Below are 25290 nucleotides of genomic sequence, written 5' to 3'. Positions count from 1 at the left end.
CAATATAAATACAAAAAAGAAGGTGACTCTAAACAAGTTAAGATAAAGGATAGAGCGAGTATTTCTGAAAGACCTAGCAGTGCTAATAGAAAAAATCTTTATCACTTTGAAGGTGACACTATTGTTGGTAAAGACCATAAAAGTGCTATTGTAACAATGGTCGATAGAGCTAGCAGATTTACTATTTTAGCCAAGTCTATAGATAGAACAGCTAATTCAATCAATAGAATATTGTACAAAGTATCTAATGGTCATAAAATATTAACAGCTACATTTGATAATGGTAAAGAGTTTGCTAAACATAAGAAGCTAACTAGCAAGACTGGCATCAAAGTATTCTTTGCTGATCCATACAGTCCTTGGCAAAGAGGTACTAATGAAAACATGAATAGGTATATCAGACAATTTATACCTAAAGGTACTAACTTTAACAATATATCTCATCAATACATTAGAAAGTTACAGATAGACTTGAATAATAGACCTAAGAAATGTTTAAATTACTTGACACCTAATGAAGTACATTTTGGTATCTCTATAAACATTGAGAATACAATCTAGCTTATATTTTAGACTAAAAGAAAAATTTGTGTGATTAATTGAAGAAATATTTTTTTGCAATCTTAACATCTTTATGTATTTGGGTTTTTAGTTCATCAAACGAATTAAATTTTTTTTCAGGTCGGATGAAATCAATAATTTCAGTTGTTATATGTTTGCCATATATAAATTCATCAAAATTAAAAATATGTGTTTCTAAAAGATTATTTTTACCATCTATTGTAGGTCTAGTTCCAGCATTACTAATACCAAAAAATACTTGATTATCTATATAAATTTTTGATAAATATACTCCTTTAAGGACAGAGTTCTTTAGGAGTTTCTGGTTTACAGTAGGAAACCCAATTTTTCTACCATTTTTTTGTCCATGTGAAACTCTAGAATTAATTTTTAGTGAGCTACCTATTAGTTTATTAGCGTGTTCAATATCGTGTTCAGCAATAGCTTGACGAATTTGGCTACTACTTATACGGTGGTTATCAAGATTTAGAGTAGAAATTCTATCTACCGTGAAATCATGGGTTAGAGAATATTGTTTTAGTAAAGCGTAATCGCCAATCCGATTTCTACCGAATTTAAAATCATCTCCTACTATGATATGCTTAGTATTTAATTTTCTAACAAGAAAATCTTCGATAAAGTCTTTTGCTTCAATATTCGCAAACCTTTGATTAAATTTGTGACAAATTATATTTTCAATTCCCATTTTGTGGAGATTGATAACCTTATTTCTAAAGTCATATATTCTTGTAGGAGCTATTTCCTTCAGAAAAAATTCTTTAGGTAGAGGTTCAAAAAACATAATATAAGGTACTAGATCGTTTTCTTTAGCAATAGATATAAGCTTTTGTATAATTGCCTGATGTCCTAAGTGAACACCGTCAAATGACCCTATGGCTACAGCTTTAGCTAAAGAATTATTAGTTTTGTTTAAGTTTGTAATAATTTTCATTATAAAAAAGAAGGTTTAAAGCTATTTTGTTTAGGAGTATAATAGCGTATAGTATTCATTTTTTGTTGAAAAAAAGCAACTACTGATAGATACTTATCTGTTAGATATTTAGGTTATCGTGTAGTACAAATTTTATTGAGTGGTTTAGTCATGGCAGGTGAAAAAAGAATTAGAAAATTAAGAAATAAAATTGGTAAGGTTTTTGCGATTGAAACAAGTCTTACTGGTAGGCAGTTGTTAAATAATCGTGTTTTGAACAAAGATGTTGCCTTCAGTCAAGAAGAGAGAATTGCTTTTGATCTTATTGGTTATCTTCCTGAGAAGGTTGAGAGTCTTAATGAACAAGCAGCTAGGGTAAAAAGGCAGTTAAAACTCAAGCCAAATGCACTAGAGAAGTATGTTTTTTTGAATAGATTGCATGATCTAAATACAACTCTTTTTTATCATTTTGTCAGAGAAAATCTTGAAGAAATAATGCCGATTATATATACACCTACAGTAGGTGAGGCGGTACAAAAATATAGCTGTTCCTTTAGGAAGCAAAGTGGACTTTTCTTATCTATAAGTCATAAAAAACACATTGCTAAGATTTTAGAAAGATATGAATACAACAGTATTGACTTAGTGCTTGTTACAGATGGTGAAGCGGTTCTTGGTATAGGCGATCAAGGTATTGGCGGTATGAATATTAGCATTGGTAAGATCATGGTGTATGTTGCTGCTAGTAGTATAGATCCAGAGAGAGTATTGCCAGTTCAGCTTGATATGGGCACAAATAATGATTCTTTGTTGAATGCTCAAGGTTATTTGGGTATTAGGTTACCTAGAGTTTCAGGCGAGACTTATGATGAGTTCATCGATGAATTTGTAACTCAAGTTAAAGCAAGATTCCCTAATGTCTTCTTGCATTGGGAAGACCTAGGACGTGATAATGCTACTCGTATTCTTGAGAAATATAAAGATAAACTATGTACATTTAATGATGATATAGAAGGTACGGGTATTGTTGCTGCTGCAAATTGTATTGCAGCTGTTAAGACAGCAAGTGGCAAAAGAATAGCAGCGGACGAATTAACAGTTGAAGAAGCACTAAGCAGTATATGTGATATCAAAATAGTTGTATTTGGTGCCGGAAGTGCGGGTTGCGGTATTGCAAGACAGCTTGCAGATGTAATATCAGATAGAGCGGGAGTCTCTATAGAGGAAGCTGTGAAAAGTATTTATCTAGTTGATAGATACGGTTTGATTTGCGATAAATTAAGAGCTAAGAGAATTACACCAGAGCAAAAACCCTTTGTTAAATCTAGTGAAGAGATTGATAGTTGGAAAGTTGAAGATCCAAACTACATAACACTAGAAGAGGCAGTTAAAAACACTAAGTGTGATATTTTAATTGGAACGTCTGGTCAACCAGGATCATTTACTGAAGAGATTATTAAAACAATGGCTAAAAATAATAATTATCCAATTATTATGCCTTTGTCTAATCCTACATCATTATGTGAAGCATTACCTGAAGATATTATCAAATGGACAGAAGGTAGAGCATTGATAGCAGCGGGTAGCCCATTTCCAGATGTTACTTATAATGGTTGTCAGTATCGTATATCTCAGGGTAATAATGCGTTTATATTCCCTGGTTTAGGCTTAGGTTCAGTTGCGGTGCACGCTAGAGTGCTAACTAAAGGTATGATAAGAGCAGCTTGTTATCGTTTGAGTGAACTTTCACCGATGGTTATCAATGAGGATATAACTCAACCGTTACTTGCTAAGATATCTGACTTGGTAGAGGTAACGAAGGAAATAACAAAAGCAGTAGCTAAGCAGGCTATTTTGGAAAATGTCCATGGTGTGGATGTAGATCTAGAAGATCTTACTGAAGATGAGTTTGATAGTGAAGTAGAGAGATTAATTAATCTTTCTTCTTGGACACCAACATACGCTCCATACATGCCTATCTAAAATTGATAAACATTATCTGATTTTAATGCATAAAAATTGTTGAAACTAGCTATAAGATTATGCTATTCTCAAGAAGATTTTTCTGTGTCGCTGGTTAAAATTTTTTAGAGGAAGATTCATTGTGGTAAGTAGATTGAAAAAAACTTGTATGTTAGTTGGCAGCTTACTAGCCTGCTATGGTTATGCTTATTCTGAAGACTCTCCTCAAGTAGTTTCACAAGGTGGGCCTTTGGGAGCAACAAGTATTGGAGATCAAAGTCTTGGTCAACAAGCATCTCAAGGTAGTGCAAATTCAGCTTCTAGCACAGCAAGTTCTTCGCAGCAGTCTAGTGGTAATATCAATGAAAGAGAATTGCTACTAAGTTTACAAAGACAAGTTCAGCAGCTTCAAGGTCAGTTACAGCAATTGAAGTCACAAGATGGTGGCAGTTTAAAAAATACATCTAATGGTAAGTCATCATTCACTACTTACAGTTCAAAAGTCGATAGTAATCAAACTCCGGCTTTTCTTGATGGCAAAGGAGAGAGTAGAGATTTAAGTAGAGCTTTAGTATCAAATAGTAATCCATCTGACATTATGCAGAATGTGAGCGCTAGTGATTCAATAGTTAATTTAGGCGATCAACCTGATGGGGGTATCTTCAGCTCAAATGGTGGTATTGATGTTGGTGGTGGTCCTGCAATTACAACACAGGGTCAAGTGACTTATTTAGGTTCATACTCTGGTAACAACAGTATTCCTATTGGACAGATATCTTCTAACCTTTTTGCATCTACACTATTAGGTCAAAGAGAAAAGTTTGATGATTATTCTGTATTCTTTGGTGGCTTTATCGAAGCAGATGCTCAGGCATGGTGGGGTAGTGGTATTTCTAAGTGGGATCCTAGTAATAATGCTAGACTTTCTACTGATGGACAAAATATATATCTGACAAATGCTAAACTATTCTTCTTATCAAATTTAGGCCATTATGTAACAGCGCAGTTTGATTTTGATACAGATGAGTCTGGAAGCTTTGGTCTTGGTAATGCTTTTGTTATATTTGGTAATCTTGATACGTCGCCATTCTTTGTTACAGCTGGTAGAAATAAACTGACAGTTGGTTCTTATGGCGGTGGTGGATCTTGGACTGAAGGTATTACAAGCTTCTTAGCACCGGGATCACCTACCAACGTTTCTATTAACTATAAAGATAGTGTATGGAACGCTGCGGTTGCTGTATTTGGTTCAGATGATAAGCATGCAAATTTCTCGACTGGTATATTTTATGCAGATAGTTGGACACCAAATTTAGCGGCTGGTTTAAACGTTGGTTATGTATATAATATTGCTGGGGCACAAAATACTAGTATTCAGGACTCTTTGACAAAACTTAAGCGTTCAGGAGATACAGTTGGTGCTTTAAACGTTGATGGAAACTTAGCGTATAATATTTGGGGAGGCATTTTCCAGATCGCAGCTGGTTGGGCAAGTACAACAAACTCTGAAGAGTTTAATGGTATTGGTACGGGTAATGTGCTTGCAGGTGCATGGTATGGAGGTCTTAACTATGGTACGGTATTGGCTGGTAGAAATACTACTTTTAACGTTACTTATGGTCAGACTTATAATGCTAAATATATTCCAATGGGTACATCAAATGCGTCACCAACGTTTGGTAATGCTATAACTGGTATCAAAGAGCAGTTTATTATAAGTGGAAACAGGGCTTATTTTGATGATAATGTCCTGTTTGGTCCAGAATACTCTTATCAAAAATTGTATAGCGGCGAGCATATGAATACTATAACGCTGGATATGTCAGTATACGTATAAAATATTTTTATGAATGTTTAAGAAAAATGTATATGCTGTCGTATTAATATTTTTATTTTTTAGTATATCTTATGCTGATGATCAGAATCAGCATCTTGATCAGCAACAGCAGTTGAGTCAGCAAGAAGTTGAACAACTTGTTAATCGAATTAAATTATTACAAGCCGAAATTAATAAGTTAAATAAACAAGAAAGTAGCGAAGTTGCTATTGGATTGGGCTCTCAACAAAAAAATACAAATATTGAATTTGGCGATTTTGATAAAAATGTAAGAATTAGAGAGCAATATTTGCAAGAGCAAATGGTTATCGGAGCCCCTGCTAATAGCGATAGCGATCAGGTCGATGTCGGTGATCAAGTTAAAATTACTACACAAGGTGAAGTTACTTATGTGGGTTCATTTTCAAGTAATAACACGGTACCAATCGGACAATTACCTAGTAACCTTTTTGCATCAAGTATTCTCAAACAAAGGGTTTTTTTTGACGATTATGCGATTTTTTTCGGTGGATTTATTCAAGCGGATGCTCAGGCATGGAATGGTAGTAATATAACAACAAGATCTGGCGGAACCTTTAATGGTAATGGCGAGAATATATACTTAACTAGTGCGACACTATATTTTTTGGCGAATCTTGGTCATTATGTAACTGCTAATATGGATTTTGCTGCAGATCAGAATAACAACTATGATCTTCAGGATGCTTTTGTTATGTTTGGTAATCTTGATACGACACCGATGTTTGTATCTGTTGGTAAATATAGACCTTCTGTTGGATCATACGGTGGTGGTGGACCATGGACAAATAGTATCACTGCTAACATGTTTAGACCCAATAGGGTAACCAATGCTGCTGTTAACTATCGTGGAGATACATCAAATGCTAACATTACGCTTTTTGATGCGGAGAATCATGCTACTTTTTCTTTAGCATATTTTGATGCTGTAAAAATTGAAAATCTAGCACAAATTGGTTTTAACTTAGGCTATATGCATGATATTAGAGGTGCTAGTAGTCGATTTAATTTTATAAATAGTCGTGTAGGTGAGTTTAATATTGATACGGCAGTAAGTTTCCAGAGTATACCTTTTTTACCTGGGAGTCTAAATCTTGGTGCTGGTTGGGCTACGACTACAACACAAAGTACACAGTATAGTGGCTATAGTAATGCTTATGCAGGAGCATTTACAGTGCAGGCTGCTTATACTATGAAATTGTTTGGTAAGGGGCAGAATATTAACGCCAGTTATGGGCATTCATATAATGCCGATAATATACCTATGCCATTGTCAGCAGGTGTAGGAACATTCAAGACAGCTTCTGGTATTAAAGATCAAATACTAATATCTACTCAAAGATCTTTGTTTGATGATAATGTTTTGGTTGGTTTAGAGTATTCTTGGCAAAGTTTATATAATGGTCAGAAGATGAATACATTTACTATAGATTTATCTGTATATGTTTAATATAAGCTTTAGCTTTATAAAAAACGATAAATAGAGTAAGATTGGTTATAAATTTATAATATTTAAGATAATATAATAGTTATGTCTTTTTTAGTTGCAATAGTTGGTAGAGCCAATGTTGGTAAGTCTACACTTTTTAATGTTTTAACAAACTCTCGTGATGCATTGGTTTTTGATTTTGAGGGAGTAACTCGTGATCGTCAATATGGTCAAGCTAAATATGATGACTTAGATTATTTGGTAGTTGATACAGGTGGTATATCAGATCAAGATGCTGGCTTTGATGAGTTTATGGCAAAACAGTCGCAGATGGCTATAGATGAAGCAAATCTTGTTTTCTTTGTCGTTGATGGTAGGTCAGGTTTGACATCTGGAGATGAGTATGTCGCGAATCTTTTGCGTCAAAAGGACAAAAGAGTTGTTGTCGTTGTAAACAAAGTTGACGGTGTTGAAGAAGAATCAGCGATGGCAGAATTTTATGAGCTAGGATTTGATAAGGTTTTTGCAATATCAGCAGCTCACAGAAGAAATACTCAAAAGTTACTTGATAAGTTTCTTAGGAAGCCTTTGAATGGGTTTTATCAAGATTATACTCAAACACAAGAACATAAAGAACAACTTCGTCACGGTATACATTTCTCACTTATTGGACGTCCTAATGTGGGTAAATCTACTCTTACAAATAGGATGCTTGGAGAAGAACGGGTTGTGGTTTTTGATATGCCTGGTACTACTATTGATAGCGTTAGCATTCCATTTGAGCGCCATGGACATAAATATACTATCGTAGATACAGCAGGTGTACGTAAAAGAGGTAAGGTCAAGCAAACTCTAGAGAAATTCTCAGTGATTAAAACTTTACAGGCCATACAAGACTCAAATGTTGTAGTAGCAGTAGTAGATGCTAGGGAAGGAATTTCAGATCAAGATTTAAGTTTGATACATTTTGCTATCAAAAATGGTAGGGCATTGGTACTAGCTATAAATAAATGGGATGGCATGACTGAAGAAGATCGTAATCAAGTTAAACAAGATTTGAAAAGAAAATTATTTTTCTTAGAGGACTATGTTGATGTTCACTTTATTTCAGCATTGCACGGTACAAATGTTGGCCATGTGTTTGAATCTATAGATACTGCATATGCTTGTGCGAATAAAAAAATAACTACAGCAGATGCTACTCGTTTGATGCAACTTGCAGTAGAGGCACATTCACCACCTATGGTTGGCAAATTTAGAATCAAACTTAAGTATGCCCATGTTGGAGGACATAATCCCCCAGTTATTGTCATACATGGTAATCAAGTTAATAGATTGCCTAACTCATATAAGAGATATTTAGAAAATTTCTTCAGAGAAGCTTTAGATTTCCGTGGTACTCCTATAGTATTTGAATTTAAGCAGTCAGAAAATCCTTTTGCAGATAGAAAAAATAAGAGAACAAAAGATGAAGGCAGTAAGAGTAAAAAAACTAAATAAAATTGCTGATGAAATAACGATTGATATTAGTGGTGCAAAAAATGCTCTTCTGCATTTGATCTTTGCGGCTTTGATTCCTGATACTAAAACTAAATTTTCTAATGTACCTACGACTCTTTTGGACTATAAAGGAGCTAAAGAAATATTAGAAAATGTTGGTGCTAGGGTTGTTGAGAAAGGAGAGAGTGTAACTATTGATACTAGCCTTATCTCAAGTGAGCCTTTAGAGCTTTGTGGTGAGATGACATCAAAGACTAGATGTTCACTGATGCTTTTAGGCTCTATGCTGAAGAAAAAAGGCCGTGTAAGGATAGGTTTTCCTGGGGGATGTAGCTTTAGTGAGAAGCGACCGTTTGATATCCATCTTAATGGTTTAGAGGCTTTAGGAGCTGAGGTTAAATTAGCTGATGATTATATAGATGTTATCTATAAAGAAGAAAAAAATGCTGAGTTTAAGATGCCTTTTCCTTCTGTTGGAGTAACTATGAATTTAGTCATGTATGCTGTTATAGGTAGCTCAGAAGTTGTGCTTGAGAATGTTGCATTAGAGCCAGAAGTTGTTACTTTAATTGATTATCTAAATCAATGTGGAGCTAATATTTATTTTGATACCGATAGTAGAAAAATTAGAATTATAGGTGTATCGAGATTATTAGGATGTGAATTTGAGATAATCTTTGATCGCATCCAAGCAATGACTTATGCAGCTATGGCATATCTGTATAAAACAAATGTCACAATCACAAATATCAATACTCCTGATACTTATAGTATCGAAAAACCTCTTGAGAAGCTTACTAGTATAGGAGCCGAGTGGGAGTATGATCATGCTAGTTGTAGTATTAAGTTTTTTGGTAAAGAAAGCTCTATTCAAGGTGAAGATATAATTGCTGCACCTTTTCCACATTTTCCTACTGATCTACAGCCAATATATGCAGTTATGCTATTTATGGCAAATAGCTCAAGTACTATTCAGGATACTGTATATCCTGAGCGCATTAATTATGTGTATCAAATTCGTAAGATGGGTTTTAATATCACGATAGATAATAATCTAATAAAGATCAATCCTATTAATGATCTGAGAAATATACGTCCTGCTGTTATGAGTGTCAAAGATTTGCGTGCAGGCATGGCTTGTTTGATGGCAGGTTCATTATTGAATGAGTTTTCGATTATTAATAATGCTCATCAAATTTTTAGAGGGTATAATAATCTTGTAGAAAATATGTCTCATTTTATGCAGATTGAGATTGTAGATAATAATATTTAGGTAGCAAATGTCAGAGTATATATCTTTAGAGCAATATAATACATATCGTATCAAATCTTACGCTAAGCATGTTTATTTTCCAAGTAATGAACAACAGTTGTTAGAAATCATAAACAAGCATAATCAAGTATTTTTCCTTGGTAATGGCAGTAATATTATTTTCTCAAAAGAGTATTATGATGATGTTGCATTTGTAGTTTTTTGTAAGAATTTTAACTCTTACACTATTACGGGTAATTGTCTTGATGTACAGGCAGGTGCTTTGTTACAAGATCTTGCATTAGCAACTTATCAGGTAGGTTTAAGTGGTATAGAAACTTTTTATGATGTTCCAGCTAGCGTGGGTGGGGCACTGATTATGAATGCAGGCGCTTATGGTGATGAGATATATACTTATGTTAAAAGTGTTACAGTTTTGGATCTTGAAACTAAACAAATAAAAAAATATCTCAAAGAAGATATAGAGTATGGTTATAGGTATTCTATGTTCAAATATCTCAAAAATATTTGTATATTATCAGCAGAGTTTGAGTTTGAACCGAAGTCAAAGCAAGATATTAAGGCAAAACTAGATGATATTTATTCACGTAGATTATTAAATTTACCTCAAAAACCAACTGCTGGTAGTGTGTTTAAAAGACCTCAGGCAAATGTGCCTGTAGGTGTTATGGTTGAAGAACTAGGACTGAAAGGTAAGAAAATTGGTGGTGCGCGGATATCTCCTAAACATGGTGGAATTATAGTTAATAATGATAATGCAACAGGTCGGGATATATTGCAGCTTATAGAATTTATAAAACAGCAGATTTTAGAACATTATAATATCGAATTGCACGAGGAACAAATCGTTATTTAGTATCTTTAGTTGAAAGCTCTTTTTTATATGTTTAATATCTAATATACTTTGCTTAAGAAAAATATTTTTAATTGATTATGAAAGTAAAGATTTTATCTTCTTTTATTATGGTATCTTTATTTTTTGGTAGTTCTTTTGCCGATACTATTACAGCTAAAGCTAATCAAGCAGTTGATTTAGATACGAGTGATAATCCATTACGAGACTATGCTCAAAAAACATCTATAAATACTGATTCTGCAATTACAACACCAGATGTTTCTAGCAATGAAGCTTCAATGAAAATGACAACACAGACTGAAGATAATGCTCCCCAAGCAAATGATTATGGAGATGCATTGAGTAGTCTTGTAGATACTAGTGATGATGATTATGATAAATTAATTGCTGAGGCCAATGCTATTTTAGCTGATAGCGCGCCATCTGAAACTAAAAAAAAGATTGATGCTTTTAATAAAGAGTTAGAAGAAAAGTCTAAAAAAGAAAAAGACGAATTTATTAAAAGTACAGCAAGTAATACTTTGAGTAAAGCAAGTGATATAGTTAATAGTAATCAAATTCAGAAAGTGGATCAGAAATTTGATAAATCTTATAATACATATTCAGAAAAATCTTCAGGTGACTATATAAATGAAAATGTTAAAAACTATGATAAGGATTATAAGCCAAAAAATTATGATGGACTTATTGAAAGTATCAGTACTCCTAAGGATATTGAAGAGTCTTTTAATGATATAGATGAAGATGAGAAAGACAATTTTGGGTATAAGCTAAAGGATGGTTATCCAATAGAGCAAATTATAACAGTTGGGTTATTAGATGGGGAGCAAAAGCGCTATAAAAAATGTTTAATAATGAAGACTTATGGTGGTGGTACATGGAGAACCTACTGTCAGCCACTTAAAAAACCTACAAAATGTCCTGATTATGACTGGCAACAGCTGTCATCTATGTCTATCTTGTATTGTTAAATGTTTGTAAAATTTTAGAAGTGTATTAGTTTTTCTTAAATTCAGTTATTTGCTTTTTGAGCTCATCTAGACTTATTCTATTAGGATTTGCACGTGGAGCAGTATTATTATTTTCACTCTTTCGAACTGCATAACCATATAGAGCTTCTATTTCTAATTGTAGATTTTGCTTAAATTTTTTAATAAAAGTATTCCACATATTTTTACCAGTCAAACAAGTATGCATATTTGTATCTGCTAGAGGCTCATTAAGATGTCTAATATCTTCAAAGACAGTATTAGTGTTCTCATAAGTAAATGTAATAAGATCTGATTCGATAGCAGGAGTTTTGTATCTACTAGTTTGTAGGGTATTACCCCATGTTAGAAGATCTATCATATCATTTGTATGCTTTGACTTACTAATAGTTGCAAAAGCCTTTTTCATGGTAGCAAAAGATTTATCGCCAAAGGTCGAAAATAACAGGATACCATCATCATTTAGTAGCTCATAGTAGTCATCTAATTCTTGAGCTAAATTATCGGTTAGATGGATAATACTATTTGATATAATTATATCGAAAGATTGGATCTGATCTTGGTTTTTATGTATTCTTGCATTAGGAAAGCGACTTTGTAAACTGTTTAAATAATCATCATCACAATACCCTGTTGTCAAGATATCTGATGGATTAAGCTTTATGAAGTCAAGTCTTTTGAGTAGCCTATGAGCTATCTCATTTTTAATAAAAGATTGTCGATATAACTTTCTGTTGGATATTCTATTTAAGAAGAGATTATAATTAAACATAAGTGATCGCAATAACATATTTGTATGAAGATTATAACAAAAATACTGCAAATACTCTCTATTCAGAATTGTTTATTATGTAGACAGTCATCAGAAGATATAGTTTGTAATTACTGTTTACATAATTTAGAAGAAGACTCGAATACATAGCAGTACAAGTTAGATTTTGATATTGAGTATGATTACTATCATCTACTTAGTTACACTACAGAAGTTAGATATTTATTGCAAAAGTTTAAGTTTCAAAAAGATTTGTTAGTAATGCAGGTGTTCAGTAAGCTTATGCTGAAATGGTGGGATAAGATGGGCGATAAATACTTCGCTGATGTTGATGCCATTGCTGTAGTACCTATACATAGGTTTAGATATATCTATAGAGGATTTAATCAGTCTGAGCTAATTGCTAGTAAATTGGCAGAATATGCAGATATTAAAATAGTGTTTTCAAATTATTCGCGTATCAAATATACAAAATCACAAGCTAAGTTATCTAAACAGAAAAGAGCTTCACAGATAAAGGGAGTATTCAAGCTTAATCAACCTATTATAGCTAAGCATTTATTGATATTTGATGATGTTTTGACAACAGGGGCAACGATTAGAGAGTTTATTGAAACTATTTCTAAGGATAGCCAAATTGATAAGATATCTATAGTTACACTGGTGCGACCTGACTAATTTATTAAGCATTATTACTCTAAAAACAATCATTAAAAGGCTGTTAATTTAATCATGATGCACCATCAAAAACAGTAGTCATCCTCGTGTTTGACACGGGGATCTCTTACATACATATTTGGGAGATTCCCGCCTTCGCGAGAATGACTTGATAATTAAATCAAAAGTCTTTTAAATTGTATTTTGCTTGAGTCAGGGGACTATAAAGTATACTGCTTTTAATATAATAAAATCTTATGAGTAATATAAAATCAATATATTTAATAAATGGGTGTGGTTTTGTAATAATACTCTCAACAAATTAAAAGATTACATGAATGGGTATCAAAATGAAAAAATTAGTATTATTAGTAGTTTCAGTTATGGGCTTAATAAATGTGAGCTTTGCTAGTGGTTTACATGAGCTAAATAGTTTCTCAAGTAGCTCATTTCCACCACCAGTGATGATATTAGCTGAGTAAAGTCTACTCAGGAAGTTTGAGTTTAATTTTACCACCTAGAATATGGGCATGAATATGAAAAACCATTTGTCCACCTTCTTTACCTGTATTAAAAACGGTTTTAAATCCTTTCAAACCTAGAAGCTTAGCAACCTTAGGAATGCTTAACATAAATTTACCCATAAGCTTTTCATCTTGCTCTGTTAGCTCATTTAGGCTAGCTATATGTTTTTTGGGAATAACTAAAACATGAATGTCAGCAGCTGGATTGATATCGTGAAAAGCAAAAACATTCTCATCTTCATAAACTTTCTTTGATGGAATCTCGCCTGTAACAATCTTACAAAAAATACAATCAGACATCTATTTCTCCTTTTTGAAAATATAATAAGCTAAACAAACAACACCTGCTATCAATATGGTTGTACTGTGAGTAGTAATTAAATTCTGTAATTTGGTCAGAGAGTTAGTATCTTTAGTTACACTTGCTATAGCTCCTGTAGCTATTAACACAATACTTGCACCCAATGCAAATCGATGCCTTTTCTTTGGCTCTTTAGTTTCACTAACTTGGCTAGGCGATGATGTTTTTAAATTCATCTGTGTATGTTGTAATATATCAAATACCATACGTGGTAGCTCTGGTAGCTTATCACTAACTCTAGGCATATTTTCTAGCGAACGATGGTAAAAACCTCTCAATCCCATCTGTTCTTTCATCCATTTCTCTAATATTGGACGAGATGTTTCCCATATATTAAGTTCTGGGCATAGTTTTTGTCCAAGGCCTTCAACATGAAATAGAGTTTTCTGCAACAATGTAAGTTGCGGTTGTATATTCATATTAAAACGACGAGCGACAGCAAATAGCTGCATCAAAGTATAGCCTAGTGAAATCTCTTTCATAGGTTTTTCAAAAATCGGCTCACAAACTGTTCTAATAGCAGACTCTAGTACATCTTCGCGCGTATCACTGGGCACCCAACCTGACTCTATGTGTAGTTCGGCTACTTTACGATAATCACGTTTAAAGAATGCCAAAAAATTACCTGCTAAATAACGCTGGTCATCGCGATTAAGTGTGCCAACAATACCAAAGTCGATAGATATGTATTTTGGATCTGCTGGATTTGTGACATCTATAAACATATTTCCAGGGTGCATATCAGCATGGAAGAAGCAGTTATCAAATACTTGAGAGTAGAATATTTCTACTCCACGCTGTGCTAACAGGCGACGGTCTACTCCTAAAGCATCGAGGGTTTCGATGTCAGATACTCTCACACCACTGACACGTTCCATAACCATAACTGTAGAGCTAGTATATTCCCAGTATATTTTAGGTACATAATGGATAGTTGAGCCCTCAAAGTTTCTGCGTATTTGAGATGCATTAGATGCTTCGCGCACTAGATCAAGCTCATCAAAGAAACTTTGATTAATTTCTTTGACAATTTCAACAGGCTTGAAACGCTTAATTTCTTTTAGTTTGCTAAGTAGTGTTGCAAAGAAAAGCATCAAAGAAGTATCAAGTTTTAGGATTTTTTCTATACCTGGTCGTAATACTTTAACTACGACTTTTTCATCATTTTGAAGTATTGCACCATGAACTTGAGCAACTGAAGCAGAAGCCAACGGAGCACTTTCAAAGCTTTTAAATATTTTATCTATAGGCTTTTTCGCAGCATTTTCAATTTGTTGAGCAGCAATATTGTTATCAAAAGATGGCACGTTATCTTGAAGCTTAGAGACTTCTTTTATAACTTCAGGAGGAAGCAGATCCGCACGTACGGATAACGCTTGTCCAAACTTAATAAATATAGGTCCAAGCTTCTCGAGTGCCTCTCTAATTCTAATGCCATGCTCTAGTTTGCGTATTCTAGGAGAATAGTAAAAAGGATTTATTAAAAGTATAAGCCTAAGACTTTTTATCTTAGTTGCTCGGATTGGTTCATTGAGAAGGCAGTATCTATTTATAATATAAAAAATATATATAAGTCTTAGAAATTTTCTAATCATTGTATAAGCCTTGTAATAAGTTTAGTTTGGCTTCTATTCTATCGGTAGCTTGTTTTAGCTCTTGAACTTGACGATAAAAAATATTTATCTCATTCTGTGATATTAATGTTCTTTTTTCTTCAGTTAAAAAATCTTTAATATCAACGATAGTTTCTTGACGTGATGTTCTAAGGTATTCTTTCGCTTTAGTAAAAGGTTTTGCTATCGTTGCTGCAAATTCTGGACTAGTAATCTCAGATATTTTATAAACTAAATCAATATCAATAGCACTTATGAACTTATTAAACTCATTTAGGTCTTTAAGACTACCTTGATAATCAAGCTTGTTAGCAATTATAAGTTCTTGGAGATTTTTATTAAATATTAATTCAAGAATATAAGCAAGTTTACCTTTTAGCACATTTTTAGAATGCTCATCAGTCGCATGGATTTTTGATTTCTCAACTTTTAATATAACCGCAAAATCAATGTCGATAATCTCTACCCTTAATGTTTTATTATTAAGGGGTAGTAGCAAGCTACTCATTTGTGGGTCAAGTTTAGATAATAATATTAGGGCTCTATCTATTATTTGAATCATCTTAGTATTTATATCCAATATGTAAAGCTACGATTCCACCAGTCATATTTTGATATTCAACATTATCAAATCCAGCATCATACATCATTTGTTTTAGCGTTTCTTGATCTGGATGTTTGCGGATTGATTCAGCCAGATATTTATAACTTTCAGCATCTTGAGTGATGATTTTGCCTAAAAAAGGCAAAGCTTTGAAAGAATATTCATCATAAACCTTAGATAGCATAGGGACTATAGGTTTTGAGAATTCTAGTACGAGTAATTTTCCTCCTGGTTTTAGTACTCTACACATTGATGCTAGAGCTTTAGCTTTGTTAGTTACGTTTCTTAAACCAAAAGATATTGTTATACAGTCAAAATAATTATCAGAGAATGGAGGACATTCAGCATTAGCTTGAACATATTCGATATTACCTACGCACCCCTTATTAGTGAGTTTCTCTTTACCTACTTCTAACATTGATGAGTTGATATCACTTAAAACTACTTTACCCTGTGAACCTACCATTTGACAGAATTTATATGCTAAATCACCAGTTCCCCCAGCTAAGTCAAGGACTTTATCTCCTTTGCGCACGCCAGTTTTTGCGATAGTTTGTTTTTTCCAGATGCGGTGAATACCAAAAGACATTAAATCATTCATTAAGTCATACTTGGCTGCTACTGAGTGGAAAACTCCAGCAACTTTTTTTTGTTTTTCTTCCCAAGGTACTTCTGTAAAACCGAAATCTGTTGTTTTATTTTCTTTAGACATTTAAACTAAAATTATAATATTAAGATATAATTTCATTATAGCAGAATATCAAGTATTTGTATTGGCAAGATACCATTAAATAAGGGAGTGTGACTATGTATATATTATCTGGAGATATCGGTGGAACTAATACAAGGTTAGAGGTTTCTCTTCTAGAAGATGGTTTAACACAGAGTATTGCTATTAGGAAATATAGAGGAGCAAACTTTAATTGTTTGTCTGATATTATTGATAAGTTTTTACTAGAGGTTGATCTAGCGGGTCAGATTGATTCTGTGTGTCTTGCTGTTGCTGGATTTGTCGCAAACGGAGAGGTTCAAGTAACAAATTTACCATGGTTAGTGTCAGAGCAGTATATATCAGAAGGTCTTGATATAGAAAAAAGTAAAGTCAAAGTTATAAATGACTTTGAAGCTATAGGCTATGGTATTGAATCTTTAGATAGAGAAAAAGATCTCATTACTCTTCAAGATGGTAAAAAAGATGATGAAACATTATGTGCTGTAGTTGGCGCTGGTACAGGCTTGGGTATGTGTCTAGTTAGCTATGATAAAGACCATAATCCTAGAGTGTACAAAACAGAAGGAGGTCATGTTGATTTTTCACCTGTTGATGATGAGCAAATTCAACTTTTTAGATTTATGCGTAAAACTTTTCATCGTATATCACCAGAGAGATTTTGTAGTGGTTATGGTATATTCAACATATATAAGTATGTTGTACGTAATCCTTTATATGATCAGCCAGAGTGTCAATCGCTAAGAAGAGAATTATTTAGCGTATCAGACTCTGATAAAGCGGCAGTTATTGTTAAGTATGCTGTAGAGCATAGAGAACCTTCTGCACTGAGAACTATAGATATATTCTTAAGTATATATGGATCAGTAGCGGGTAATTTGGCATTATCAAGTTTACCTTTTAGAGGGTTGTATATTGCTGGAGGTATTGCACCTAAGCTTATTAAACAAATCAAAGAAAGTAAGTTCTTAGAGAAGTTTAGAGATAAAGGTAGAATGTCTAGTATGATGAAAGATTTTCCAGTTCATATAATTGTGAATACAGATGTTGGCTTAATTGGCGCGCGCACTTATGCAGCAGGATTAGTCAAAGCAGAGTAAGGGTGAATTATTATTTTTTTTCTTTGAGATATTTTGATAATCTCATTATTCCTAGATATATTAGATAGGCTGCTACACATCCTGCTATTACTATATAAAAGGCTGCAAAAGTTAAAAAATACCGACTAGTATGGCTAACTCAGTAATAAAAAATATAGCTAATATAGCAATTAGACAAATACATCCAAAAATATTGCGATATTTACAGATTCTATTTGCTGGATTCGGTTCTTTATTTATATTTAAGCTTTCCTGATTCATATTGTTCATACATTATTGTAATGTGTCAATTATACAGTTGATAATTATTCCAATGCAAATTAAATGTTAAAATTATCTTTTGATATGTTTTGATAAATAAATAGATTGAATTATCAAGAAAATGAAAGTTATACCAAGAAGACCAAAAAGTTTAAAGTTCATCCAGATATTTGTTGAAAAAAAGTAAGCAACAAATAAGTTAAGAGTCCCTAGTACTGTAAAGTAAGCACCCCACATATTATTAATTTCTCTCCACTTATGTCTTTTTAACTCAACAGCTTCTTTAAGAATTTTTTGCATTGGTGTTTCTTTCATTGTGTATGTTGATATTATCAGACCAATTCCTATTAACCAGTTGATTATGCTAACTTTCCATTTGATAAACTCTTCATTGTGGAAGTATAAAGTTGCTCCACCAAATACTACAACAAGTACAGCTATTAGGATTTGTGCTTTAGCAATTTTTCTATGAGCAATATACTCCCAAATTACTTGAGCGACTGTAACTATAATCAATGCAGCGGTAGCATAAAAAATATCATAAACCTTATAAACTGTAAAAAATACGATTGCTGGTAGCAAATCATTAATCATTTTATTCATTTGTATTAATGTTAAGTGTTGTATAATGTCATAAAAGTATAACTCTTGTTGCTAAGATAATGAAGAAATTAATTGAACTATATAGTTATGGTAATAATGTTGCTGAATTAAAAGAAATAGCTAATATTTTGGATAATGATGGTGTTTTTGCTGTACCAACTGATTCAGGATATGCTCTAGCTTGTAGAATGAAGTCAAAAAAGGCTATAGATAAGATTATCAAAATACGTGAACTAGACGGAAAGCATAATTTTACTTTATCCTGTAAAGATTTATCTGAAATATCTGAATATGCAAAAGTTGATAATACTGCTTACCGAATTCTAAAAAGATACACGCCAGGACCTTTTACTTTTATTTTAAATGCAACAAAAAAGGTATCATCATTATTGGTTAGTAAATCTAAAAATACAGTTGGTATAAGGGTGAGTGAGCATTATGCTCTTCAGGCAATATCAGCAGAAATTGGTGAACCATTAGTGATTGGGAGCTTTATTTTACCTGGACAAGATCATGTTGTTACCGATTGCTCAGTTATTGATGATGAAGTTATGAATTATATAGATGTGGTTATAGAGTCGGATTATTGTGGTTATGAGTCAACTACCGTTGTGGAAATGCTTGAATTACCATATCAGATTTTAAGACAAGGTGCTGGAGAAATAGATCTTTAATCTTAGATGTCTTAGGCTTGAATCTTAATAAGATAATTAATTATGCACTCTTACAAAACTGTATTTGAAAATTTAGAGTTTGAAATTTCACCAATAAAAAAATCTCGCTTTATATCTTTTGTCTACAAGGTAGCTAGTCACGAAGAAGTACTAGAGGCAATGGATAATACAAAGATTATTTATCCTGGAGCTAATCATTATTGCTGGGCATACTCTTTAGTAGATAATAATCAGCTTAGATTTAGTGATGATGGTGAGCCAAATGGTTCGGCGGGTAAGCCGATACTCTCACATATTCAAGGTCTGGGTATATCAAATGTTTTGGTTGTGGTCGTTAGATATTTTGGGGGGACAAAGCTTGGTGTGGGTGGACTTGTTAGAGCGTATGGGCAGGCAGCTAAAGAAGGGTTGGCTTTAGCCAAAATTATAGATGTAGAGCCTCGGAGTGAAATTTTAATAGAATGTGATTATTCAGAAACAGTAAATGTCGATAATCTACTAAATCGCTATAATATTCAGATTATAAAAGAGAGCTATTCTAATTTGATATCCAAAGTTATCAAGATATGTACATCCGAAAAATCTATCTTCTTAGAAGAAATAACAAATATAACTAAAGGTAGAGTGAAGGTGATAGAGTACTAAATTGTTTAAGTTTGAACTCTACTATTACGAATAAGCATATATATAAATGATCCAAATAAGCAAATAACCCCACTAAATATAAATACGAACATAAAATTATCATTTGTTGATTGTAATATTATCCCAGTAATAAGCGGGGCAAGTCCGGCACCAACAAAATTAGCAAAATTCTGTAATCCACCAATTGTTCCTACTAAGCTATATGGAGAGATGTCAGCAACTAATGCCCATGTTGGAGATATACGTAGCCCCAAACAGAAAATAGTAACACTAATTACACATACAATAATAAAGATGTTATCTATAAATGGTAGCGCTAAGATTGCTATAGATGCAACTAGACATCCGATGATTATAGGTGTTAATCGTGAAAATACTGCTGTAAAACCTTTTTATCATAAGATCGGATATATACCACCTAACATTACTGAAGCAATTCCTGAAATAAAAGATATAGATGTTGCTATACTCATTTGCGAAAGGCTTAGGTGCTTTACTTTAATAAAATAAAAAGGTAACCATGTTAGAAATAACCAGTAAGCGTAAGATGAACATGGATTTCCTATACATAAAAAAACTACATTCTTGTTTTTTAGTGCATCAGAGATAGAAACCTTTTGAGTCTTTTTGTAAGTTGGTCTACATTCAATAGTTTCTTCTGTATGTAGAAGTTTCCAGCCTAACGCAGCTAGCAATCCGATAGTACCTAACAAAATAAACATACCTCTCCAATCTATCAGTAGCATTAGACCAACTAGGATTAATGGTGCTAGGATGTTTGCTAATCTAGGACCTAGAGCTACTATTGATGACATTAGCCCCCTTTGAGAATTTGGAAAACGATGTTGTATTATTCTAGTAGCTACTATGAAAAAGGGAGCTTCAGCAAGACCAAGTAATATCCGTGTTAGTAATATTGAAAAAATCCTATTACTAAGCCTCCTAATATGCAAGCTACAGACCATGCAATCATGCTTACTAGCATTACTTTATTTACACCTAGTCGATCAACCATATATCCTGCTGGTAGACTAGCAATAGCATATGGCCACATAAATGCAGATAATAATATTCCCATTTCTGTTGGTGTTATATTAAAGGCATTAGCAATTTCTGTATTTGTAATACTTAGAGTAGATCTGTCAATATAATTTAATAATGCTAAAAAGAATAATAGAAGAATTATTAAAATATTATAGTAGGTTTTTTTCATTACTAAATACTTAGTTTATTTAACACGCATACCTGGCTGAGCACCTTCATGCGGTTCTAGTATGTATATCCCTTTGCCATCGCCAGCTGCTAAGACCATACCTTCTGACATTCCAAACTTCATTTTTCTAGGAGCTAAGTTAGCTACCATTACAGTATGTTTACCTATTAAATCCTCTGGTTTATATGCAGACTTTATACCCGCAAATACTTGTTTTGTAACACCGCCTAGATCTAATATTAGCTTAAGTAGTTTATCTGCACCTTCAACATGTGAAGCTTCAGCAATCCTAGCTACGCGTAAGTCAACTTTCATGAAATCATCAAAAGTACATTCAGCAGCGATATCTAGTTTAGGCTCTTCTTTGGGTTGTTGGTTTTGTTCATTTTCTAACATTTTTTTTGTATTCTCTAAAATCTTGTCTACTTTTTCTTTTTCAATACGGGTTGCTAATGGTTTAAATTTGTTTATTTTGTGAGATCTTAAGAATATTGGAGCATCATTCCACTTTGATAACTCTATGTTTAAGAAAATTTCGGCATTTTTAACAATTGAAGGCACAATTGGCTTAAGATAAGCAACAAGCACCTTAAACATATTAATTCCTTGTGAACATACTTGATGAACTTTTTGTTCTTGTCCTTCTTCTTTTGCTAGTTGCCATGGTTTATGATGGTCTATAAATTGATTTGCTTTATCAGCTAAGGCCATTATTAGTCTCACAGCATGAGCAAACTCTCTTTTTTCAAAAGCTTGAGTAATGGCATCGTGATTCTTACTAAATTCAATTTCTAACTCTTGATCAAAAATATCCTCGGATAAGGTGGCATCAAATTTTTTGTATATAAAGCCAGCACAACGGCTTGCTATATTTACCACCTTACCAACTATATCTGAATTTGATTTGGTGACAAATTCCTCAAGGTTTAAATCTATATCATCAATGCGTGATGTTAATCTAGAGGCAAAATAGTATCTCAAATAGCTAGGCTCTAAATTATCTAGATAAGTTCTTGCTTGGATAAATGTACCGCGAGATTTTGACATTTTTTTGCCATTTACAGTTAAGAATCCGTTGGCAAAGACACTTGTAGGAGTTTTGTAGCCTGTAGATGATAATATTGCTGGCCAAAATAATGCGTGGAAATAAATAATATCTTTACCAATAAAATGATAAAGCTCGCTTTCACAAGAGTCATCTCCCCAAAATTCATTAAAATCAACATTGTTTTTGTTACAGTAATCTCTAAAACTTGCAATATATCCCATCGGAGCATCTAACCAGACATAGAAGAATTTTTGCTCATTTGTACCTGGTATTGCAAAACCAAAGTATGGAGCATCACGCGAGATATCCCAACTTTGTAAGCCTTGCTCAAACCATTCTGCTAGTTTGTTAGCTACTTCTGGTTGGAGTAGTTTGTTGGATTCTATCCAATCTTTGATATTTTTTTCCAAAGATGGTAAATCAAAAAAGAAGTGTTCAGAATTTTTTTGTATTGGTGCTTTTCCTGATACTACTGATTTTGGGTTTATTAGTTCTGTTGGATCATAAGTTGCACCGCAAACCTCGCAACTATCTCCGTATTGATCTTCAGCCTTACATTTTGGACAAGTACCTTTTACAAATCTGTCTGGTAAAAACATCTTTGCTTCAGGATCATACGCTTGAGCTATTTCTTTTTTTGATATGAGTTTTTGAGCATTCAGCTTATCGTAGATATCTTCAACAATTTCTTTGTTTATTGGACTATGAGTTGAATGATAATTATCAAACTCAATTTCGAAGCTTAAAAAATCTTTTTGGTGATTGTTTGAGTATTTTTCAACAAGTTCTTCTGGTGTGATACCTAAGCTTTTAGCTTTAAGCATTATTGGAGTGCCGTGTGTATCGCTGCCACAGACAAAGATACATTTATTGCCTTGTAATTTTTGGAATCTAACCCAGATGTCTGATTGTATATATCCAAGCATATGGCCTAAATGAAGATCACCATTTGCATATGGCAGCGCATTAGTAACTAAAATTTTTCTCATGATTATTGTGCTTGTAGTAGTTATGAATATCTAAAATAATATTCGTATTATAAAGTTTTTTCTGAAGTTTGTTTAGTATTAATATTGGTAAAATAGTAGATACTACAAAAAATTGTTGAATGTGCTCTTGACACACTATTATATATATAATATCCTCTCACATGGTTTAGGAGAGGTGGCCGAGCGGCTGAAGGCGCTCCCCTGCTAAGGGAGTATAGGCGTTAAACCCTGTCGAGAGTTCGAATCTCTTCCTCTCCGCCATCCAAAGTTTTCGATCTTTTCAAAATCGGGTGCTTAGCTCAGCTGGGAGAGCATCGCCCTTACAAGGCGAGGGTCGGGGGTTCGAACCCCTCAACACCCACCACTAATAAATATAAAGCGACTTAGGTCGCTTTTTTTATGTCTCCAATTTTTTGCAATCACTTCTATTGGGCTTTGTCTTTTGTTATGAAGTTGACGGTATAGAGAGTGTTTTAATATTTGTGCTAAATAAATATAGAACGGTTTTAGATTAATATTCTTATATAGGGGCAATTAGCTAAAAGCTAATGACAGGAGTATGTTGTAGATATATCTTTTAGTAAGTAATTGTGATAACTGTATTTTTAGTTTGCTTTGAGGTTAGGAGTCATTTAAGTTTAGAAGTGCCTATGTCTAAATCTAATCAAAACTTGCCCTTCAAATTTTATATATAATAATATTTCTATTGTTATTTTTTAAGCTGTACCTGTGCTTCTTTTATTGGAAGTGTTGCATTGCCTAATTTTTCATATACAGATTTGTAAAAAAAGTAGAGGTTATATCTGATGCTTATGTCTCTTTACTTATTGTTTTGCTTTGAATTTTATAATATTACTAATCGCCAAAGTTGGTTAAATCAAATCGTTAATATAGCAGATATGTATATTGATATAAGTAATTAGATTAACAGAGGTAGAGGTGTTTAGACTTAGCACATTTATTGAAAGGGCAATAAATAGATAAAAAGTATTACTTTTTAGATAAGTTGGATATTTGCTTTTGTGTTATCAGACGGGATAAATAGGTTATGAAGCAGCAAAAAGGCTGTATAAAAACGGTGCTTTTTGCAATTGAAATTGTATGTAATTTAAAAAAGTTGTAAAAAGTTTAATTTTTTTTAAAAAAGGTGTTGCATTTTGATTGGAGGATGCGTATTATATGTCTTCAACGGCTGACGAGTGATGTTAACGGTGAGAAGCTAAGGCTTCTAAGATATTTAAGAGATATATTATATACAAACACTTTGTTAAAGAATTTGAGTATCAGTAGTTAGAGTCAGAATTTGAGAATTAAACTGAAGAGTTTGATCCTGGCTCAGATTGAACGCTGGTGGCATGCTTAACACATGCAAGTCGAACGGTAACAGGTCTTCGGATGCTGACGAGTGGCGGACGGGTGAGTAACGCGTAGGAATCTGCCCATCTGTGGGGGATACCAGTTGGAAACGACTGTTAATACCGCATAATATCTGCGGATTAAAGGTGGCCTTTGTGCTGCCGCAGATGGATGAGCCTGCGTTGGATTAGCTAGTTGGTAGGGTAAGGGCCTACCAAGGCTACGATCCATAGCTGATTTGAGAGGATGATCAGCCACATTGGGACTGAGACACGGCCCAAACTCCTACGGGAGGCAGCAGTGGGGAATATTGGACAATGGGGGAAACCCTGATCCAGCAATGCCATGTGTGTGAAGAAGGCTCTAGGGTTGTAAAGCACTTTAGTTGGGGAGGAAAGCCTATAAGTTAATAGCTTGTAGGAAGGACGTTACCCAAAGAATAAGGACCGGCTAACTCCGTGCCAGCAGCCGCGGTAATACGGGGGGTCCGAGCGTTAATCGGAATTACTGGGCGTAAAGGGTCTGTAGGTGGTTTGTTAAGTCAGATGTGAAAGCCCAGGGCTCAACCTTGGAACTGCATTTGATACTGGCAAACTAGAGTATGGTAGAGGAATGGGGAATTTCTGGTGTAGCGGTGAAATGCGTAGAGATCAGAAGGAACACCAATGGCGAAGGCAACATTCTGGATCAATACTGACACTGAGGGACGAAAGCGTGGGGATCAAACAGGATTAGATACCCTGGTAGTCCACGCTGTAAACGATGAGTACTAGCTGTTGGATTC

General features: G+C 33.7%; 20 protein-coding genes, 2 tRNA genes, 1 rRNA gene and 3 pseudogenes (1 of these 26 cut by a window edge). 16 read left to right on the top strand and 10 right to left on the bottom strand.

Translation table 11 applies throughout. The annotated features are described in order from the left end of the window. On the top strand, window positions 1–561 hold a 561-nt coding region (locus F8C69_RS01425), incomplete at its 5' end, for an IS30 family transposase (protein ID WP_159183759.1). A 34-nt stretch (window positions 562–595) separates the two neighbouring features. Here F8C69_RS01425 and ribF read toward each other — a convergent pair. Next, window positions 596–1513, bottom strand: coding sequence for a bifunctional riboflavin kinase/FAD synthetase (gene ribF, locus F8C69_RS01420; protein ID WP_159183913.1), 918 nt, complete (start codon window positions 1511–1513; stop codon window positions 596–598). A 150-nt stretch (window positions 1514–1663) separates the two neighbouring features. Here ribF and F8C69_RS01415 point away from each other — a divergent pair, with 150 nt between their 5' ends. The 7 genes from F8C69_RS01415 to F8C69_RS01385 all read left to right on the top strand — a co-directional run bounded on the left by F8C69_RS01415 (window position 1664) and on the right by F8C69_RS01385 (window position 11338). Further along, window positions 1664–3475, top strand: a complete 1812-nt coding sequence (locus F8C69_RS01415) for an NAD-dependent malic enzyme (RefSeq protein ID WP_159183912.1) — start codon at window positions 1664–1666, stop codon at window positions 3473–3475. 121 nt (window positions 3476–3596) lie between these two features. Then, window positions 3597–5291, top strand: coding sequence for a DUF3573 domain-containing protein (locus tag F8C69_RS01410; RefSeq protein ID WP_159183911.1), 1695 nt, complete (start codon window positions 3597–3599; stop codon window positions 5289–5291). A gap of 13 nt (window positions 5292–5304) precedes the next feature. Next, a complete protein-coding gene (locus F8C69_RS01405; RefSeq protein WP_159183910.1) occupies window positions 5305–6759 on the top strand; it encodes a DUF3573 domain-containing protein in 1455 nt (484 codons plus the stop codon). A gap of 81 nt (window positions 6760–6840) precedes the next feature. Further along, window positions 6841–8238: a ribosome biogenesis GTPase Der gene (der, locus tag F8C69_RS01400; RefSeq protein WP_159183909.1), complete on the top strand. Its 1398-nt coding sequence runs from the start codon at window positions 6841–6843 to the stop codon at window positions 8236–8238. Further along, window positions 8207–9511 (top strand): UDP-N-acetylglucosamine 1-carboxyvinyltransferase, encoded by a 1305-nt coding sequence (locus F8C69_RS01395; protein ID WP_159183908.1) that lies wholly within the window; start codon window positions 8207–8209, stop codon window positions 9509–9511. The genes der and F8C69_RS01395 overlap by 32 nt, the downstream gene beginning before the upstream one ends. 7 nt (window positions 9512–9518) lie before the next feature. Next, window positions 9519–10367, top strand: a complete 849-nt coding sequence (gene murB / locus F8C69_RS01390; protein WP_159183907.1) for a UDP-N-acetylmuramate dehydrogenase — start codon at window positions 9519–9521, stop codon at window positions 10365–10367. Window positions 10368–10444: 77 nt separating this feature from the next. Beyond that, window positions 10445–11338 (top strand): hypothetical protein, encoded by an 894-nt coding sequence (locus F8C69_RS01385; RefSeq protein WP_159183906.1) that lies wholly within the window; start codon window positions 10445–10447, stop codon window positions 11336–11338. 25 nt (window positions 11339–11363) lie between these two features. Here F8C69_RS01385 and F8C69_RS01380 read toward each other — a convergent pair whose 3' ends face one another. Further along, a complete protein-coding gene (locus tag F8C69_RS01380; RefSeq protein ID WP_192189623.1) occupies window positions 11364–12128 on the bottom strand; it encodes a methyltransferase domain-containing protein in 765 nt (254 codons plus the stop codon). A 24-nt stretch (window positions 12129–12152) separates the two neighbouring features. Here F8C69_RS01380 and F8C69_RS11250 point away from each other — a divergent pair. Together F8C69_RS11250 and F8C69_RS10960 are read left to right on the top strand one after the other, a co-directional pair. Further along, window positions 12153–12806: pseudogene (locus tag F8C69_RS11250) on the top strand (ComF family protein). Between the two features lie 329 nt (window positions 12807–13135). Then, on the top strand, window positions 13136–13267 hold the full coding sequence (locus F8C69_RS10960; protein WP_013922244.1) for a hypothetical protein: 132 nt from the start codon (window positions 13136–13138) through the stop codon (window positions 13265–13267). A gap of 3 nt (window positions 13268–13270) precedes the next feature. Here F8C69_RS10960 and F8C69_RS01370 read toward each other — a convergent pair whose 3' ends face one another. The 4 genes from F8C69_RS01370 to ubiE are packed head-to-tail and all read right to left on the bottom strand — an operon-like array spanning window position 13271 to window position 16599. Next, window positions 13271–13609, bottom strand: coding sequence for a histidine triad nucleotide-binding protein (locus tag F8C69_RS01370; protein ID WP_159183904.1), 339 nt, complete (start codon window positions 13607–13609; stop codon window positions 13271–13273). Beyond that, a complete protein-coding gene (gene ubiB, locus F8C69_RS01365) occupies window positions 13610–15265 on the bottom strand; it encodes a ubiquinone biosynthesis regulatory protein kinase UbiB (RefSeq protein WP_159183903.1) in 1656 nt (551 codons plus the stop codon). It abuts the gene before it with no gap. Further along, complete coding sequence (locus tag F8C69_RS01360) at window positions 15258–15845, bottom strand: ubiquinone biosynthesis accessory factor UbiJ (protein WP_159183902.1); 588 nt, start codon at window positions 15843–15845, stop codon at window positions 15258–15260. Before F8C69_RS01360 ends, ubiB begins: the two co-directional genes overlap by 8 nt. Before the next feature lies 1 nt (window position 15846). Then, on the bottom strand, window positions 15847–16599 hold the full coding sequence (ubiE, locus tag F8C69_RS01355; protein ID WP_159183901.1) for a bifunctional demethylmenaquinone methyltransferase/2-methoxy-6-polyprenyl-1,4-benzoquinol methylase UbiE: 753 nt from the start codon (window positions 16597–16599) through the stop codon (window positions 15847–15849). 95 nt (window positions 16600–16694) lie between these two features. On the opposite strand from ubiE, the gene glk reads away from it, so the two are divergent. Beyond that, the gene (glk, locus tag F8C69_RS01350; RefSeq protein ID WP_159183900.1) at window positions 16695–17717 is read left to right on the top strand and encodes a glucokinase; all 1023 of its coding nucleotides are present in this window, start codon (window positions 16695–16697) and stop codon (window positions 17715–17717) included. Between the two features lie 10 nt (window positions 17718–17727). Here glk and F8C69_RS11150 read toward each other — a convergent pair. Continuing rightward, a pseudogene (locus tag F8C69_RS11150) lies at window positions 17728–17978 on the bottom strand (hypothetical protein). A gap of 72 nt (window positions 17979–18050) precedes the next feature. Continuing rightward, the gene (locus tag F8C69_RS01340) at window positions 18051–18581 is read right to left on the bottom strand and encodes a septation protein A (protein ID WP_146421882.1); all 531 of its coding nucleotides are present in this window, start codon (window positions 18579–18581) and stop codon (window positions 18051–18053) included. A 59-nt stretch (window positions 18582–18640) separates the two neighbouring features. On the opposite strand from F8C69_RS01340, the gene F8C69_RS01335 reads away from it, so the two are divergent. Beyond that, entirely contained in the window at window positions 18641–19255 is a 615-nt protein-coding gene (locus tag F8C69_RS01335; protein WP_159183899.1) for an L-threonylcarbamoyladenylate synthase, read from the top strand. A 42-nt stretch (window positions 19256–19297) separates the two neighbouring features. Continuing rightward, window positions 19298–19900, top strand: coding sequence for a YigZ family protein (locus F8C69_RS01330; RefSeq protein ID WP_159183898.1), 603 nt, complete (start codon window positions 19298–19300; stop codon window positions 19898–19900). A gap of 5 nt (window positions 19901–19905) precedes the next feature. Here F8C69_RS01330 and F8C69_RS01325 read toward each other — a convergent pair. Next, window positions 19906–21113, bottom strand: a pseudogene (locus F8C69_RS01325) (MFS transporter). A 15-nt stretch (window positions 21114–21128) separates the two neighbouring features. Then, complete coding sequence (metG, locus tag F8C69_RS01320) at window positions 21129–23150, bottom strand: methionine--tRNA ligase (RefSeq protein ID WP_159183897.1); 2022 nt, start codon at window positions 23148–23150, stop codon at window positions 21129–21131. Between the two features lie 169 nt (window positions 23151–23319). Between metG and F8C69_RS01315 the strand changes: the two genes are divergently transcribed. The 3 genes from F8C69_RS01315 to F8C69_RS01305 form a co-directional block, all read left to right on the top strand. Further along, a tRNA-Ser gene (locus F8C69_RS01315) sits at window positions 23320–23411 on the top strand. A gap of 27 nt (window positions 23412–23438) precedes the next feature. Continuing rightward, window positions 23439–23514, top strand: a tRNA-Val gene (locus tag F8C69_RS01310). A 948-nt stretch (window positions 23515–24462) separates the two neighbouring features. Beyond that, window positions 24463–25290, top strand: a 16S ribosomal RNA gene (locus F8C69_RS01305); it runs 700 nt beyond the window's last position.

It is taken from the genome of Francisella noatunensis subsp. noatunensis (assembly GCF_009823375.1).
In the GTDB taxonomy this organism is placed as follows: Bacteria; Pseudomonadota; Gammaproteobacteria; order Francisellales; family Francisellaceae; genus Francisella; species Francisella noatunensis.
This window is presented reverse-complemented; position numbering and strand designations above follow the sequence as displayed.